Here is a 15,815-nt window from a genome sequence, read left to right on the forward strand (position 1 = left end):
CGTGATCGTACGAGCGCTCCTCTTCTGTGCCGCGCTGATGGCCGCAGCCATCACGATCGCCCTCCCGGCCACCACCGACAAGCGAGACCAGGCGGCACAAACTTTTGCCTACTGCGTTCCGGGGGCGATCAGGAAGTTCCAGCTGTCCCTGCCGATGACCCCCACGGAAGCAAGGATCCTTGCCCGTCAACCGGTCTGGCTGCCGGGACCGATGCCGGAGGAGTACAGGCCCGCCCTGAAGCGCTACGTGGACGAGCAGTGCCTCCCGCCGCCGCCGAACCTGCGCGGGTCCCGCGCAGGGCTGGCCCTGGGGGCGTTGGGAGCCGGCGGCCTCGTCCTGTACTGGCTCAGCCCCTACCAGCAGATCTTCTTCCGCCGTCTGACCCGCCTGCACCCCACGCCGCGCCACGGAAGGCCCCGCGGCCACCGTCCGGACCTGGCCGATGCCGTGTACCAGCATGCAGGTGAGGCCGGGGTTAGCGTCCACGGGGTGTGGCTGAACGCCTCCGACTACACGGGGAACGCGGTGGCCTTCGGGCACGTGCGGCAGCGGCACATCGAGCTCGCGAGCGGCATGGAGAAACTGTTCGACGAGGACCCCGGGACCTTCGAGGTCGTCATCCGGCATGAACTCGGCCACATCCGCCACCGGGACCTCGACGTCACCCACGGCGTGACCGCGCTGTGGGGTGCCTTCACCGTCCTGCTCGCCGCCACCTTCTGCTTCGCCGTGTCCGAGTACGCCGGTCAGGGTGAGTACCTCCTTCGGCTGTCGTTCCATCTCGCCCTGCTCGCCTACGTGCTCTATGCGGCCCGCAACACCTTTCTCCAGTCGCGCGAACTGCACGCCGACGCGTTCGCCGTTAGCGGTTCAACAGAATCGGGCACCGGGGAAGATCGCCGAAGGAAGCTCGACGAGTTCTTCGCCCGCTTGGCCGCGCAGCGTACCCCCACCGTCCGAGGGGCCCGCTTCGTGATCACCGGCACGACCCCTGCGGCGGCGGCCAGGAGGGAACTCGGCCTCGCCACCTGGCCGTTCGCAACCCATCCAGCACTCCAACGACGCAGGGCGGCGCTTCGGCATCCCGCCCTGGCAGGCGAACTCAACGCCTGGGAAGTGGCGTTGACGGGATGCATCGCCATGTTCGCCATCAACCTGCTGCTGGGAAACAGCTATGACGTCATGATGATCGCGTTTGACGTGGGATTCCTGGACGACGTCGTAGACCTCTCCCCGGTCTACCCCTGGCTCGCGATCCCCCTGCTCCTACCGGCCGGAGCCGTGCTGGGTCTCGGCATCCGGCACACGGTGGCCGCCTGGGGTGGCGCCCGCAACGGCCCGGCGCTGACACGCCGTCTGGCGCTCCTCACAGGGGGCCTGTGGTCGGGGCTGTGCGTCGGATGCATGGTTCATCCGACGCAGGAGTTCGGTCCGGACCGGTCCGAGCAGCTCAGCCTGATGTGGTGGCACCGGTTCACCGACGGAGTCGGGCTCGGCCTCGCGTTGACGGCGATACTCTCCGTCCTGGCCCTCGCACTGTTCGCCCTGGTCTGTGACACCGTCTGCCGTCCGCGGGTGGCGTCGTCCATGGTCGGCGCGTACGGCGCCCTCACCGCGCTGGCCTGGTTCCCGACGGCCCTTCCTGACGGGACCGCACCGTATCTCCACACTGCGGTGGTCGGCGTCGCCGTGCTGAGCGGCGCGGTGCTGCCGTTCCTGCTCCGCCGGCTTGGACGGCCCGTTCCCGTGGTGCCCTTCCCAGAGGGGCCGGTGACACGGGTCGAGGCTCCGGACACGACGAAACCACGGCTCCTGCTGGCTCATGCGATCACCGCCGCTGTCGCGGCCTGGGCCGTCGGCATCGCGGCGAAATACCTTGTGGACACTCCCGATTCGCCCCTCACGCTGGTGGCCTCGCTGGGGCTGATCTGCCACGTCGCCGCCCTCGCCGCAGCCGCCGCAGCCCCGCACGACGCCGAGTTCCGGCGCAGGGCCCGATGCGCCGCCGTCAGCCTGGCGGTCGGTGGCGGAGCGGCTGCCGTGCAATCGGCGTCCGTTCCCATAGTCCTGATACTGCTCGGGCCGGTGGCCGGCGTGATGGTGGCCGGCCGGACCTCCGCGGTGTCGCTCTACGCCCTACGCCACCGCAGAAGCCTGCCACGGCCACGGCGGGCATCGCGGGCCGGGCGCCGCTGCGACGAAGACGCGTAGAACGGGAACACCGAACCCGGTGTACGGGCGCCGCCGGACCCTGAAGATCAGGTCGAGCGGGCGGCCCGCCTCAGCCCTCGGGGTCGCGCAGGCCGACGCAGCCACGGCGCAACAGCAGACGCGGCAGCGGGAGCGGCGGGCGCCGGGGCGGGGCCAGCGGCGGGAGCGGCGGCCGGAGCGCGGGCGGCCTGCTCGGCCCAGCAGGGGGCGGGGCCCGGGTTTGCGCGCTCGACAAAGACTCGCCCCCTTGGTGCTTCGGCGGACCTGCTGTGTCGCGCAGTGCGTCGGCCGGATCGGTCGGCTATGGGACGTGCGATCCGTCGGCGGCGGTGATCCGGCGCCTCAACGACCTCGCCCCGGTCGACCCCCGCCCGGCGGGACCGGCACGCCGACCGCACTGGACCAGCCCTTAGGGTTTGCCCATGAGCTTGACAGCAGGTCACGAGGAAGGAGCCGTGCCCGGTCCGACGGCATCGGCGCGGGGCTGGCAGGCGCCGAGCGCGGTCGAGCGGGGGCTGTACGAGGCGAAGGCGCGCGGCGACTGGCCCGCGTACTACGACCTCGTCGCACGGGCCGACCTGTACATGCTGCAGTCGCGGGCGTACGTCGACGCGAACGGGAGCAACACCCGCTTCCACCCCTACTGGAACCCGCAGACCCAGACCGTGTGCCTGGCCGTCTACACCGGCGGCATGCTGCCGCCGCCCGTCGCCGACCCGGTCTACAACTGCTACGACCTGGGCTGGTTCGCGGAAGTCTGGAACCAGGACGACCCGCCCTACCTAGTCGTCAACCCCGGCAGCCCCTGCGAGGGCGTCCTGCCGGCCGGGCCGGAAGGCCGCGCCCTGTGGCAGCGTCACTCCGCACCGGTCGAACGGCCGGGGCTGGCCCCCGACGTCGTCCACACCCTGGAGGTGGGCGGCCCCCGCACCGGCCACGTCGCCTTCGGTCTCGCGGCCGGCGCGCACATCAACGTGCACAACGGGCGCTACTGGAACTCGATGGCCTACCACGGCTGCGGCTACCGCAACGAAAAGCGCACGCTGGAACGCTGGTGGGGCGTCACCACCCGCAGGGACTGGCAGGACACGCAGGAACAGCTGCTGCGCGCCGCAATGGTCAGCGGGGCCTGGGAGTCCGTCCTGCAACTTCGCCGCGCCATGGCCCTGGACTTCGCCGGGCCCGTCGATGTCGACCACTGGCGCCAGGCCGCGGTGAACGTGGTGCGCCAGCGCGCCGAGGCCGCCGCCGAACTCCGCCTGACCGCGGACGGCGTCACCCCGAGCCGCACCGTCACCGCCACTGAGCTGGAGGACCAAGTGACCGGCCTTCAAAGGCTGATCGGCCGCATCGCCCGCTACGAGGCGCGGTTCCGCGCCGACGGCCTGCTTCCCGAGGGGGGCTTCGTCCGCAGCGTCGAAGCCTGGGACTACGGCCGGGCCTCCGGCATGGCCCGCTGGGGACTCGCCGCCCGCCTGTGCTCCCTGCAGGAGGCGGAGGCCGCCGTGGTCCAGGCGGGCCGTCTCGTGCAGCTCAACTACCGCTCATGGGAAGACTTCTCGGCCGCCTACGCCCTGGGCCGCTGCCTCCACTTCGACGAGGAGGAGTTCGGCGAGTGGTACGAGACGGTCCTCACGACCCACCGTGCCCTGACCACGGACCCGGCCAGCCCGTGGCGCACGCTTCCCTGGACCTGAGAATCCCGCTTCAGCGCCACGGTTCGGCGCCGGCGAGCACCTCGTACACCTCCCCGTCGACGCCCGCCTCTCGGGCGACCCCGTGGCCCGGTGCGGATGATCGACCACGGCGGCGGACAGAACACGCAGTTCCCGCGCCTGCCAAGAGGCCGGGCCCCGGAGCGCTGTGCTGGGTACGAAGACCAAGCCGTCTGAGTATGTACGCCCATGCGTACGGCGCACTCCGGTCGGTGCAATGAGCTCATGACCGCGACTTCTCCCCCGAGGCCTCCGGCCGCGCGGCTCCTGACCCCGCCGTGGTGGCTGGCACCTGCCCTGTTCACCGTGGCAGCGGCACTGGGTGGCGCGTGGGGCTACCGCTCCTCCCCGATCGTTCATGCGTCGGCGTGGCTTGCCCTGCCGTACGTCGTTCCGGCGGCACTGGTGGCAGCCTCCTGGTGGCCGCCATCGCGCACAGGCGCAAAGGCCCGCGGCATGGTCCTGGGCGTGGTGGGCGTCTTCGTGGCCCTGGTGTACGCGCGCCTGGCGACCGTCGTGCTGTAGGCGGTGGCCTTCGTACTGTGGGCCTTTCAGGGCGGTGGCTGAGGCCGGGTGAACCGGCGCGTAGGTTTCTGCCAAGGCGTCCGGTGTGCAGCGCTGTGAGACGGCCCGTGCCTCGTCGCGGAGGCCGACGACCTGCACCATCTTCCGTGCCGCCCGAGCAGCGGATCACCGGCGCAGGCAAGAATGGAAGGAACGGGGGGTAGTGGAAATGGAATACCTGGTAGTCGTGGGGATCGGTCTCGCCTGGGGGCTCTTCCAGGCCTGGCGCGGCGGCGCATTCGGCGGCAGGCCCCCGCAACTTCAACAACGTTCCCGCTCGTGGAGGAACGACGGCGTCAGCTTCTCCTGTGGGAACGATGCGTCCTGCGGTGGCGGCTCCTCCTGCGGTGGCAGCGGAGGCGACTGATACCCAGCGACTCCCCGCACTCGCCCGAGCCGGCGTCAGTCGTGGCTGCGGGTGCCGCTGGCGAGCATGCCCGCCAGCGGGGCGCGGCGGCCGGTGTGGTGGTGGAGCGCGAACGGGCGGACCCGGGACGCAAGCGCGGACGGTGGCGTCAGTGGACGAGGGTCGCGTCCACGAGGCGGCCGGGCCTCGAGCCAAATGCCGAACACGACGGCCCCCGGCCCGCGTACGGATCTGAAGGGTGTTGCATACGGCTCAGTACTGGGCATTTCGCCTGCAGCGGCACGGCCGCGTCGCGGACAACCGTCAGGTGCGCGGTCCAGTCCGCGAGCGGTCCCGAAAGGTCGACGTCCGCCTCGCACCGCGGCCGGCCGCCGACCGTCGCCCAGTCCAGCGGTACTCGGCGGTGCTGCGCCATCCGCACGCGCACACCGCCCGGTACGCCTCCGCGCGCGGGCGGCGGGCCCGGCCGTCATACGCCGACCAGTGCGTGGCCGGCGGCACGTCAGAACCGCTCCCGACATCGAAATACAAGGGACCCGACTCACCTCGACGCGAGTGTGCGCCTGAGATCCGCTGTCAGCGGCGGCCAGTGGCCAGGATGACGAGGAACTGGCCGCCGCCCGCCTGGATGTCGGCGGTCACCGGCATCCCCGGTACCAGTCGGGAGAACCGGTCCACCAGCCAATCCGCCGCTTCGTGGGCGTCCTTCCTAGTCGGACAACGGCCCACCATCTCGCGGCCACCCTTGCGCTCCAGCCTCTCGGCAACGGCGATCAGCGGTGCGGGTTCGACTACGTACAGGCGCTCCGGCCAGGCGATGACCACCTTGACCGCACCCTTGCGGGTGTTGCACCCGCGGTGCGCGAGCCGCTCGGCCACCTTGGCCTTCCGGTCGGCGGTCCGGCTGTCGACACTGGGCCCCCGCGGGTCGTTCACCGACTCGTCGGGGTCGACCGGTTCGTCACACACCCAGCACCGCCAGCCGTCGCGCTCGGCCACATCATCAAGAAGACTCATTCGAGCAAACTAACCTGCCCGGCCGCCACCCGCGCACCAGGGCCCTGGCAAGGCCTCAACACCGGCCGGCCCCCGCCGACGGGCCTTGACCCCGGATCTTGGACACGTCTATGCGGCTTGGGCCAGGGTAGTTGCTGTTGGTTGGAAGTCGTTCTCGTAAGCAATCGGAGACCGCTGGCCGAGGCGGGAGTGCCGGCGGCGGGTGTTGTATCGGGTCAGCCAGCGGAAGGCGTCCAGTCGCGCTTCACGCTCGTTCGACCAGCCTTTGCGGCCCTTGAGTGTCTCCCTCTTGAAGGCGGCGTTGAAGCTTTCCGCAGCGGCGTTGTCCGCGCTGGACCCGATCGCGCCCATGCTCTGCCGGACCCCTGCTGACCTGCAGATTTCAGCGAAGGCCCTACTCGAATATTGGGAACCGTGATCGGTGTGCATCACCGCTGCGGTCAGGCTCCCGCGGGTCCGCTGGGCTGCCGCGAGGGCGGCGATGACGAGCTCGGTTCGCACGTGATCGGCGATCGCCCATCCGGCCAGCCGGCGTGAGGCGAGGTCGATGACGGTGGCGAGGTAGAGCGGCTTCGCGCCGCTGACCGGCAGGTATGTGATGTCGCCGCCGTACTTCGTGTTCACCGCGGCCGCGGTGAAGTCACGGCCGATCAGATCCGGCGCCTTCGGCGCCGCCTGGTCCGCGAGGGTGGTCCGGTGCCGACGCCGCAGACGGACTCCCTCGACTCCAATGGTCCGCATGATCCTGGCGACGCGCTTGTGGTTGATCCGTTCCCCCTCGTCGCGGAGTTCGGCCGTGATCCTGGGGGCTCCGTAGGTGCCGTCGGAGTCCTGGTGTCCTTGCGTATCCGGGCCGCGAGCCCAGCCTCGGCGATCTGCCTGGCCGCCCTTGCCGCTGCGGTGCGGCGCCAGTAGTAGAAGCTCGAGCGAGAGATACCCGGCATCGAACACAACCGCGTGACGCCGAACCGGCGCTGATGATCTTCAACGAACTGGCAGCGGTTCACCAGCGCGTCTCCCCTGCGAAATACCGGGCCGCCTTGCGGAGAATGTCGCGCTCTTCCTCCAGCTCGCGGATCCTCTTCCGCACCGCGGCCAGCTCCACCTGAACGGCGTCGCCGTCGGCCTGCGCGGCAGCCGGCGGCGAGGAGTGGGCGCCGGGCCGTCGCCCGTCGGCGGCCCGGATCCAGTTCCGCAGCGTCTCGGTGTTCACCCCGAGATCACCAGCGACCGACCTGATCGTCGCTCCTGGCCTCGACCGGTACAACGCGACCGCGTCCGCCTTGAACTCGGCGGGATAGTGCTTCATCCCCACGGGGACTCCGTTCTCCTGGACCATCAAGATCCAAGTCTCTCCGGCGTCCAAAATCCGGGGTCAAGGCCCGCCGTCGGCAAGACCATGACCATCGCCGACGGCGGCTACCCGGGCACCGGACTCGTCATGCCCCACCGCCGGCGCAAAGGCGAAGACCTGCCCGGCTGGAAGCAGGCCCACAACAAGTCCCACAAGCAAGTCCGAGCCCGCGTCGAGCACACCTTCGCTCGCATGAAGACCTGGAAGATCCTCCGCGACTGCCGCCTCAAAGGCGACGGCGTCCACCACGCCATGCTCGGCATAGCCCGCCTGCACAACCTCGCCCTCATCGGATAGCGACCGAACCCGACCACGACCACCCGGCCTCCGGCGACTCAGAGATCATTTACGGGACAAGCCTTAGTAGGACTCCGTTAGGTCTTCCGGTTCAGGCTGCTCGTGGGCGGGCATGTCGGATGTGTGGATACACGCGAAGTGGACGGTGTTCGGGCTGAGTTGGCGTTGTTTGTGGCTGACGTCTTTGTCGCTCTGAGGCGCAAGGACCAGCGGGTCAAGAGCGACTGTTACCTGCGTGGCCTGATGCTGGACGGCCGCCGCAAGTCGATCCAGGCCATGGCCGGTCGGCTGCCGGACGGCAACGAGCAGAACCTGCAGCAGTTCGTGAACCAGTCCACCTGGGATCCGGTGCCGGTGCAGCGTCGGATCTGTGAACGCATGCTGCCGCTCATCGCTCCGACGGCCTGGGTGATCGACGACGTGTCGCTGCCCAAAAACGGAAGAATGTCGGTCGGGGTGGCTCCGCAGTACTGCGGAGCCCTGGGCAAACGCGCCAACTGCCAAGTCGCGGTCAGCGTCCATGCCGCGACCGACACCGCCTCCTGCCCACTGCAGTGGAGGCTGTTCCTGCCTCGGTCATGGGAAGCGGACGACGACCGCAGGACGTCCACCCGCGTTCCGTCCGAGGTCACGCACCGCGAGAAATGGCGGCTGGCCCTGGACATGCTCGACACGCTGGCCGAGTGGGACATGAGGCCCCCGGTCGTGGTGGCGGACGCCGCCTACGGCACCAACGCACACTTCCGGGCCGCGCTCACCGACCGCGGAATCCACTACGTCTTGTCTGTCCGAGCGGACGTGAGTGCCCATCCGCTCGACGCGGAGCCCGAAGCACCGCCCCGCAACGGGCCGGTCGGCTGCTGGCCCCCTCGCTACCGATACCCCGCACCGTCGGTGGCGACCCTGGCCGCCGGTCTCGGGCCGAAGGCATTCACCACCGTCACTTGGCGGCAGGGCACCCGAGGCCGGCTGAAGTCCCGCTTCGCCGCCATGCGCGTCCGGCCCGCCGGCAAGGCCGTTGAGCGTCCGATCAAAGCCGCTGCTTCCTCCGGTCAAGGCTGGTGGGACGGGGTCCTGCCCGACTGCTGGCTGCTGGTCGAATGGCCGGAGCACGCGGAAGCCCCCAGCGACTACTGGCTCTCCAGCCTCTCGGCCGACACCCCGATCACCGAGCTGGTCCGTTTGGCCAAGGTCCGCTGGCGCATCGAGCACGACTATCGAGAACTCAAGCACGGCCTGGGCCTGGACCACTTCGAGGGACGGTCCTGGCCAGGATGGCACCACCACGTCACCCTCGTCACCGCCGCCCAGGCCTTCCTCACCGAACAACGACTGACCCCAAAAGTCCCAGGACCGGCCTCACTCTCTACCAGACCCTCGACACCCTCCAAGACATCTTGAGGTGCTGGACCGGTATCTGCACCGCCTGCCACCGGCCCCTCCCCAAAAGACCACACACCACCCCAAGATCAAGAACGACCTAACGGAGTCCTATTAGGCAGCCCATTGCAGCAGCTTGGTCACCCCATGACAGCCATGATCAGAAGCCCAACAGGGCACAGACAGAAACAACAGTCTCGACCCGGCTGACGCCCACCCGCTGCCACCAGCCCACCCCTTCACAGCGACGCCATCGACCTCCTCCGCCGTGTACTCCACAACCCCTCGGAGGCCATCGCCGAGCCCGTCGACGGCGACGGCCCACCGCTTCGTGCAGCGCCCGTCCGCTGACGTTGCCGTCAACTACTGCTGTCAGACCCGCCCAGCAAGCCCGAGAAGCCCCACCGGGGCTATGTCCGGTGGGACTTCCCGGCGTCGTCCAAATCTCTCGACGCGCACCCAGGAAATCGTACGAGATCTACGGAAAGTCCGGCAGTTGCTGCTGGTGGACCGAGGAGATAGCACTCTCCTGAATCTCAATTCTCCCGGCCCTTACTTGAGCCAGGAGCCATTCCCTCAGTTCGCCGTACTCGACTATTGACGGAATATCGACAGCCAGAAGATTCCCGAAAGCGTTCGCCAATTCCCAACGACATCCAGCACCCTGAAGCCCCCGACGTCGGCGCCCAGACGGTTCGCCGCGGAGTTCGCCGTGTTGTGATGGCTCGTCGGCTGACCGGCGCCTCCACCCCGTCCTGGCACGGCGCATGAGCGGCGACCCGCAGCAGACCCTCGGTGCCCTGCTGGCACGTCTGGAGGTCCGCGAGCGGCAGATTGCTGTGGAAGCGGAGGCTGCGCACGAGCAGATCGCGCAGCTGACCGCGCTGCTGGACGGACTCGCCCAGGCCGCCGAGCACATCACGATCACCCGCAAGACGCTCCTGGAGCTGCCCGACGAAACGGCTCCGGCACCGGCCACACCGACTCCGGCCCTGCCGGACGGCCCCGCGTACATCGGCGAGCCGGGCCGCCCGGCCGTACGGGTCTCCTCCGGGCCGTCGAGGACCTGCCCGCCCAGCCCGACGGCCTGGCGTACGGTCAGGTCGGCGGCGGTGACGGCGAAGTGCACCTGCCAGTGCGGCCACCCCGGTGCCGTGCCGCCGCACTCGTGGACGCGCTGTGACACCTCGTCGGCGCTGTCCACGGCGAAGTAGGTGGTCCACCCGGCGGCGGGGTGCTGCCGATACCGGCGACCTTGGCGTCGCCCAGGGTGGCGCGCACGTAGGCGCCCAGCCGCGCCGGCCTGAGGTGTACTCGTCGATCGGCCGGGAGTCCCCACAGTCACACGATCAGGCGACACGCAAACGGACATCAAGTCACATATCGCCCTCTCACGACTCGACCTCGGCTGTTTCCACCCGTCAGTAGCGCAGCCTCCTGGCCGACAGGGGAACCCACCAGGTCTCCACCCTCGACCGCGACGCCCGCCTGAGGCTGCGGCAGCCAGTCCCGGACTGCCACACCGGCTCAAGGGCCTCTCGTCGGCGTGGCCCTCGCGGGTGCCCTCTCCCCTTCGAATCAACGTCTCGCGGGAACGCAACACGATGGCCTTCCCCCGTTGGGGTACCGGTAAGAACCGTGTCACCAGCCGCCAACGGCGTGATCAGTCCATGGGCTGGGCAGGCTGCGATTCCCCGACCCGGACGAGGCAGCGGGCCGCGCCGTCGAGCGCTCGTGCCTCTTCCAGCGGACTCTGAACTCGACGTGCCAGCTCCAGCGCTCGCCGGCACGAGGCCAGTGCCACCTGCGGTCCGGCAGACGCGGCCAGTCCCGCACCCATGCTGTTCAGTACCTCGGCCTGCCCGAGCCGGTCGCCGACGTCCTCGTAGAGCGCCAAGGCCCGCAGCTGGAACCCGGCGGCCTGCCCATACTCCGAAATCAACAGCCACACGCCGCCCAGCGTGATCCGGCTACCCGACCACAGCACGCGGTCCGAGACCCGATGCGGAAGCGACGCCGGAGTGGACGGCAACCCTCCAGCGCGCCCGCCTAAATGCGCTCACCCACACTCTCTCACCCCCCGGTGACCACCCGCGGTGACTACCGGCCGTCAGGCGCTGCTTGACCTTGCCGCTGGCGGCAGGGTTGCACGATGACCGGCATGAACAGCACCGCACCGCAGAGCAACAGGGTCGTCGCCGTCACCGGAGCCGGCACCGGGATCGGGCGGGCCACCGCCCGCGCATTCGCCGCTGAGGGCGCCCACGTGGTCGCGATCGGCCGGCGGGCCGAGAACCTCAAGGAGACCGCGGCCGGGGACGACCGGATCACGCCGCTGGCCGCCGACATCACCGCCGAGGGCGAGCCGGATCGGATCATCCGGGCCGTGCTGGAGACACACGGCCGGCTGGACGTGCTGGTCAACAACGCAGGCATCGTGCGCAGCGGCGCCCTCGGCACGCTGACGCCGGAGGCGATCACGGTTCAGCTTGCCACCAACCTCGTCGCCCCCATCCTGCTGGCCCAGGTTGCACTGCCACTCCTGGAGGAGTCGGGCGGGGTGATCGTCAATGTCAGTACGTCGGTGGGGCAGCGGGCCTGGCCCGGCAGCTCGGTCTATGCGGCTACCAAGTCCGCTCTGGAGCTGCTGACCCGCAGCTGGGCGGTCGAGCTGGCACCCGCCGGGATCCGGGTGGTGGCGGTCGCGCCCGGCGCGATCGACACCCCCATCGGCGAGCACCAGGGCTTGACGCCGGAGCGGATGGCAGCGGTGCGGGAGTGGCAACTGGCGCACACTCCCTTGGCCCGGATCGGCCGCCCCGAGGAGGTGGCCTGGGCAGTGACCCAACTTGCCGCACCGGCCGCGTCGTTCGTCACCGGGGTGGTACTCCCGGTCGACGGCGGAGCGGTCGTGGCGTGATAGGAAGGGCCCGGGAGGTGGGACGGGTGCGGATCGGTGAGCTGGCCAGGGTGACCGGGACAACCGCCCGTGCGGTGCGGCACTACGAGCAGGCCGGGCTGATCTCCTCGCAGCGGGCTTCCAACGGCTACCGCATCTACGACGAAGGGGCGTTGGTGCGGGTTCGCAATATCCGCTACCTGCTGGCCGCCGGGCTCACCCTGGACGACGTGCGGGTGTTCCTCCCGTGCCTGGACGGCGATGTGGCCGCCGCACCGCCCTCGGACAAGGGCTTGCGGGTCGCGTTGGAACGGCTGGCGGTCCTCAACGAACGGATCGCTGCTCAGACCGAGGCCCGCGACCGGTTGGAAGCCGCGTTTCGACAGGCAACCGATGGCCGGATCCACCCAGCGGCCTGAACGGCCGCCTCGCCGCAGAAGCCGGGGCAACCCGGAGTCGCCGGGTCCGGCGCGGAGCCTCGTCAGCGGTTGGTCAAGTCCGCGGCCTCAGTGTGCCGGGACGACCACTGCGCATCCGCCCCGGTGACAACGACGGCCCTGCGGCCGGGCGGTCGCGTCCTGGTGTCCATGTGCTGTCGCCCCTGGGAACGTCCGGGGACACGCGGTGGAGCCGGAGCCGGACGCGGCCCGCACCAGCACGGGGTCAGCGAGCAGTGGATGCGGGCCCGGGAGACGCGGTCGGCGGCCCTGATGGAGGGGGATCCTTCCAAGCGGGGTGGTCCCCAACTGGTCCCCACTGGTTCCCGGCCGGTCCCCAAAAATGATCAAGGGGCCGTTTCAGATTGCTCTGAAACGGCCCCTGATCTGCGACTCTTTCGAGTCGGGACGACAGGATTTGAACCTGCGACCCCTTGACCCCCAGTCAAGTGCGCTACCAAGCTGCGCCACGTCCCGATGTGCCCGCGACCTGGGGTTTCCCCTGCTCGGTGGCACATGCAGAACATTACCCCACGCTGAGGGGTGTGCATGCACGGGTGACTCCCGGAGGGGAGGATGGGGAGGTGAACGCACGGGATCGGGATGTCGAAGGACGGGCGCGCAGTGCGCGGCCCCGGGATGGGCTGGGGCGGCCGTTGCCGTACGGGAAGGCCGGGGTGGAGCGGCAACCCGAGGGGGTGGTGCGCTCGCCCGGGGAGACCGTGCGGGAGGCGCAGCGGCTGCTGGATTCGGGCATGCCGTTCCACGCGCACGAGGTGTTCGAGGACGCCTGGAAGTCGGGGCCCGACGGTGCCGCCCCGCTCTGGCGGGGGCTGGCGCAGCTGGCGGTCGGGCTGACGCACGCCGCGCGCGGGAACGCGGTCGGCGGGGCGCGGCTGCTGCGGCGCGGCGCCGCCGGGATCGAGGGGCTGGCCGGAGGGCCGTACGGGATCGACGTGCCGGGGCTGGTGCGGTGGGCGCGGGAGCTGGCCGGGCGGGTGGAGGGCGGCGGGGCGGCGGTCGATCCCGTACGGGAGGCGCCGCGGCTAGCCGGCGGCGGGCTGGAGTAGGTCCCAGCGGTTGCCGTACAGGTCCTCGAAGACGGCGACGGAGCCGTACGACTCGTGGCGCGGCTCCTCCAGGAAGCGGACGCCCTCGGCGGTCATCCGGGCGTGGTCGCGCGCGAAGTCGTCGGTGTAGAGGAAGAAGCCGACGCGGCCACCGGTCTGGTCGCCGACCCGGGAGCGCTGGGACTCGTCCTTGGCGCGGGCCAGCAGCAGGGCGCTTTCGGTGGCGCCGGGCGGGCGGACCACGACCCAGCGGGAGCCGTCCGGGCGCGCGGTGTCCTCGGCGAGGTCGAAGCCGAGGGCGCGGGTGTAGAAGTCGATGGCCTCGTCGTAGTCGTTGACGACCAGGGCGGTGAGGGCGATGTGGGAGGGCATGACCCTATTGTGCGCCGAGGAGGACGACCTCCAGGGTGCGGGGGCCGTGGACGCCCTCCACCCGGTCCAGTTCGATGTCGCTGGTCGCCGAGGGGCCGGAGATCCAGGTCAGGGGGCGGGTGGGGTCGAGGCGGGCGAGGGCCTGCGGGACGGAGTCGACCAGCTGCTCGGGGACGCGGACCACGCAGACGTGGTGGTCGGGGATCAGGGTGATGCGGCGCCTGCCCTGGTCCGGGCCACCGTCCAGGACGATCGTGCCGGTCTCGGCGACGGCCAGGGCGCAGCCGGTCACCACGCTGTCGACGGCGTCCAGTTCGTACGGGGTGGACTCGGCGCGGTCCTGGACGAGGGCCGCGTCGGCGGCCGCGAGCCAGTGCGCGGGCAGGGCGGGCGGGACGAGGACGGTCCGGGCTCCGCGCGCGGCGAGCAGCCGGGCGAGGAGCGCCGGGAGGCCGGCCCCGTCGGTGCGGTGGACCTTCGCCCGGTACTCGGACAGGTGCGCGGCCAGCAGGTCGGCGCTCTCGGCCGGGGTGCGGTCACCGTGCACGTGGAGGTAGTCGCGCGGGATGTCCCCGAGGGGCTCCGCGCCGGAAGGCCGCTCCGGCTCCGGCAGTGCCCGGCGGATGCGGGCCAGGATGCGGTCCTTGCTGGTCACTGCGGGTTCCCCCGTTCTCGGGCCCACCAGTCGCGGAAGGATTCGGCGGGTACGGAGGGCAGCTCGCGGCTGTCGGTCCAGGCCCGCCCCGGTCCGGGGAGCCGGCGCGGCGCCAGCCGGCGGGCGCGGGCCAGCAGCCGCTCCCCCGCCCGTAGCGCGCCCGGATGGTCCAGGAGCAGCCGGGCGGCGCGCATGGCGGCCCGCTCGGCGGTGTGGCCGTGGGCCGGGCGGATCCGTACGCGGATGCCGTCCCGGGTCACCGGGCCGCCTTGGGCCACTCGTTCGCGCAGGTGGACGAGGACCTCGGGGATGTCGATGGCAACCGGGCAGACCTCGTAGCAGGCCCCGCACAGGGTGGACGCGTAGGGCAGCGAGGCGTCGATCGCGCTGCCCGTGCCGCGCAGTTGGGGGCTGAGGATGGCGCCGATGGGGCCCGGGTAGACGGAGCCGTAGGCGTGGCCGCCGGCGCGTTCGTAGACCGGGCAGACGTTGAGGCAGGCGGAGCAGCGGATGCAGCGCAGGGCCTGCCGGCCGGTCTCGTCGGCGAGGGTGTCGGTGCGGCCGTTGTCGAGGAGGACGAGGTGGAAGGCGGAGGGGCCGTCGCCGTTCGCCCCTCTCGAAGGGCCCAGCCCCGTCCACATCGTCGTGTACGGGTTCATCCGCTCGGCCGTCGAGGAGCGCGGCAGTGTCTGGAGGAAGATCTCCAGGTCCCGGAAGGTCGGGACGACCTTTTCGATGCCCACGACCGAGATCAGGGTCTCGGGCAGGGTCAGGCACATCCGGCCGTTGCCCTCGGACTCGAAGACGACCAACGTGCCCGTCTCGGCGACCATGAAGTTGGCGCCGGAGACGGCGACCTTGGCGCGCAGGAACTTCTCGCGCAGGTGCAGCCGCGCCGCCTCGGCGAGTTCCCGCGGGTCGTCGTCGAGCGGTTCGGGCGCGGGGCGTCCCCAGTTCCCCATCTCGGCGCGGAAGATGTCGCGGATCTCGGCCCGGTTGCGGTGGATCGCCGGGACCAGGATGTGGGAGGGGCGGTCGTGGCCGAGCTGCACGATGAGTTCGGCGAGGTCGGTCTCGTACGCGGCGATCCCGGCGGCCTCCAGGGCCTCGTTGAGCCCGATCTCCTGGGTGGCCATCGACTTGACCTTGACGATCTCCCGCTCGCCCGTGGCGCGGACGAGGTCCGTGACGATCCGGTTGGCCTCGTCCGCGTCGGCGGCCCAGTGGACGGTGCCGCCGGCGGCCGTCACCGCCGCCTCCAACTGCAGCAGGTAGCGGTCGAGATGGCGCAGCGTGTGGTCCTTGACGGCCTTGCCCGCGGCGCGCAGCCGGTCCCAGTCCGCCAGTTCGGCGACGGCCCGGGCCCGCTTGTCGCGGATGGTGTGCGTGGCGTTCCGGAGGTTGGCGCGCAGCACCTCGTCCCGTACGGCCTCGCGGGCCGCCCCGGGGAACGCGGGGAAGGCGGGCATGCCCAGG

13 protein-coding genes, 1 tRNA gene and 2 pseudogenes are annotated in these 15,815 nt (G+C 70.7%); 9 read left to right on the plus strand and 7 right to left on the minus strand.

The genetic code is table 11. The features are described from left to right. The first annotated feature begins 1 nt into the window (after position 1). From IF88_RS0117835 to IF88_RS0117845, 3 genes are all read left to right on the plus strand, one after another. On the plus strand, positions 2–2,212 hold the full coding sequence (locus IF88_RS0117835; protein ID WP_030712668.1) for a M48 family metalloprotease: 2,211 nt from the start codon (positions 2–4) through the stop codon (positions 2,210–2,212). A gap of 422 nt (positions 2,213–2,634) precedes the next feature. Continuing rightward, positions 2,635–3,909 carry a DUF1266 domain-containing protein gene (locus IF88_RS0117840; protein WP_030712671.1) on the plus strand — a complete coding sequence of 425 codons (1,275 nt, stop codon included), beginning with the start codon at positions 2,635–2,637 and terminating at the stop codon, positions 3,907–3,909. Positions 3,910–4,152: 243 nt separating this feature from the next. Next, positions 4,153–4,452: a hypothetical protein gene (locus tag IF88_RS0117845; RefSeq protein WP_030712673.1), complete on the plus strand. Its 300-nt coding sequence runs from the start codon at positions 4,153–4,155 to the stop codon at positions 4,450–4,452. A 982-nt stretch (positions 4,453–5,434) separates the two neighbouring features. Here the strand turns inward: IF88_RS0117845 and IF88_RS0117850 are convergent. Both IF88_RS0117850 and IF88_RS40465 read right to left on the minus strand, forming a co-directional pair. Further along, entirely contained in the window at positions 5,435–5,875 is a 441-nt protein-coding gene (locus IF88_RS0117850) for a hypothetical protein (protein WP_030712675.1), read from the minus strand. A gap of 108 nt (positions 5,876–5,983) precedes the next feature. Next, positions 5,984–7,190: pseudogene (locus tag IF88_RS40465) on the minus strand (IS3 family transposase). Between the two features lie 63 nt (positions 7,191–7,253). Between IF88_RS40465 and IF88_RS0117865 the strand changes: the two are divergent. The 3 genes and pseudogenes from IF88_RS0117865 to IF88_RS47280 all read left to right on the plus strand — a co-directional run. Continuing rightward, positions 7,254–7,526: pseudogene (locus tag IF88_RS0117865) on the plus strand (transposase); the annotation flags it as partial. 123 nt (positions 7,527–7,649) lie between these two features. Next, positions 7,650–8,927 carry an IS701 family transposase gene (locus tag IF88_RS0117870; protein ID WP_078892956.1) on the plus strand — a complete coding sequence of 426 codons (1,278 nt, stop codon included), beginning with the start codon at positions 7,650–7,652 and terminating at the stop codon, positions 8,925–8,927. Between the two features lie 746 nt (positions 8,928–9,673). Next, positions 9,674–10,120 carry a hypothetical protein gene (locus IF88_RS47280; RefSeq protein WP_199808090.1) on the plus strand — a complete coding sequence of 149 codons (447 nt, stop codon included), beginning with the start codon at positions 9,674–9,676 and terminating at the stop codon, positions 10,118–10,120. Positions 10,121–10,569: 449 nt separating this feature from the next. Here the strand turns inward: IF88_RS47280 and IF88_RS0117880 are convergent, their stop codons facing one another. Beyond that, on the minus strand, positions 10,570–10,857 hold the full coding sequence (locus IF88_RS0117880) for a hypothetical protein (protein ID WP_158754441.1): 288 nt from the start codon (positions 10,855–10,857) through the stop codon (positions 10,570–10,572). A 201-nt stretch (positions 10,858–11,058) separates the two neighbouring features. Between IF88_RS0117880 and IF88_RS0117885 the strand changes: the two genes are divergently transcribed. Next, entirely contained in the window at positions 11,059–11,826 is a 768-nt protein-coding gene (locus IF88_RS0117885) for an SDR family NAD(P)-dependent oxidoreductase (protein WP_030712685.1), read from the plus strand. 26 nt (positions 11,827–11,852) lie between these two features. Beyond that, entirely contained in the window at positions 11,853–12,224 is a 372-nt protein-coding gene (locus IF88_RS0117890) for a MerR family transcriptional regulator (protein WP_030712687.1), read from the plus strand. A 421-nt stretch (positions 12,225–12,645) separates the two neighbouring features. On the opposite strand, the gene IF88_RS0117895 is transcribed toward IF88_RS0117890, so the two are convergent. Further along, positions 12,646–12,719 (minus strand) — tRNA-Pro (locus IF88_RS0117895). A 59-nt stretch (positions 12,720–12,778) separates the two neighbouring features. Between IF88_RS0117895 and IF88_RS0117900 the strand changes: the two genes are divergently transcribed. Continuing rightward, complete coding sequence (locus tag IF88_RS0117900; protein WP_078892974.1) at positions 12,779–13,312, plus strand: DUF309 domain-containing protein; 534 nt, start codon at positions 12,779–12,781, stop codon at positions 13,310–13,312. Here IF88_RS0117900 and IF88_RS0117905 read toward each other — a convergent pair. From IF88_RS0117905 to IF88_RS0117915, 3 genes are read right to left on the minus strand one after another with little or no spacing between them, the layout of a single operon-like run. Beyond that, entirely contained in the window at positions 13,289–13,684 is a 396-nt protein-coding gene (locus IF88_RS0117905) for a VOC family protein (RefSeq protein ID WP_030712691.1), read from the minus strand. The genes IF88_RS0117900 and IF88_RS0117905 overlap by 24 nt on opposite strands. A gap of 4 nt (positions 13,685–13,688) precedes the next feature. After that, positions 13,689–14,339, minus strand: coding sequence for a LutC/YkgG family protein (locus IF88_RS0117910; RefSeq protein ID WP_030712693.1), 651 nt, complete (start codon positions 14,337–14,339; stop codon positions 13,689–13,691). After that, positions 14,336–15,808: a lactate utilization protein B gene (locus IF88_RS0117915; RefSeq protein WP_420710988.1), complete on the minus strand. Its 1,473-nt coding sequence runs from the start codon at positions 15,806–15,808 to the stop codon at positions 14,336–14,338. Before IF88_RS0117915 ends, IF88_RS0117910 begins: the two co-directional genes overlap by 4 nt. Positions 15,809–15,815: the final 7 nt, after the last annotated feature.

The organism is Streptomyces sp. NRRL F-2580 (genome assembly GCF_000720115.1).
Lineage (GTDB): Bacteria > Actinomycetota > Actinomycetes > Streptomycetales > Streptomycetaceae > Streptomyces.

What these genes read in the sequence shown, in the direction of transcription:
- IF88_RS0117905 (WP_030712691.1), bottom strand. Translation starts at nt 13,684, where the DNA reads ATGCCCTCCCACATCGCCCTCACCGCCCTGGTCGTCAACGACTACGAC.
- IF88_RS47280 (WP_199808090.1), top strand. Translation starts at nt 9,674, where the DNA reads ATGAGCGGCGACCCGCAGCAGACCCTCGGTGCCCTGCTGGCACGTCTG.
- IF88_RS0117915 (WP_420710988.1), bottom strand. Translation starts at nt 15,808, where the DNA reads ATGCCCGCCTTCCCCGCGTTCCCCGGGGCGGCCCGCGAGGCCGTACGG.
- IF88_RS0117850 (WP_030712675.1), bottom strand. Translation starts at nt 5,875, where the DNA reads ATGAGTCTTCTTGATGATGTGGCCGAGCGCGACGGCTGGCGGTGCTGG.
- IF88_RS0117845 (WP_030712673.1), top strand. Translation starts at nt 4,153, where the DNA reads ATGACCGCGACTTCTCCCCCGAGGCCTCCGGCCGCGCGGCTCCTGACC.
- IF88_RS0117885 (WP_030712685.1), top strand. Translation starts at nt 11,059, where the DNA reads ATGACCGGCATGAACAGCACCGCACCGCAGAGCAACAGGGTCGTCGCC.
- IF88_RS0117840 (WP_030712671.1), top strand. Translation starts at nt 2,635, where the DNA reads ATGAGCTTGACAGCAGGTCACGAGGAAGGAGCCGTGCCCGGTCCGACG.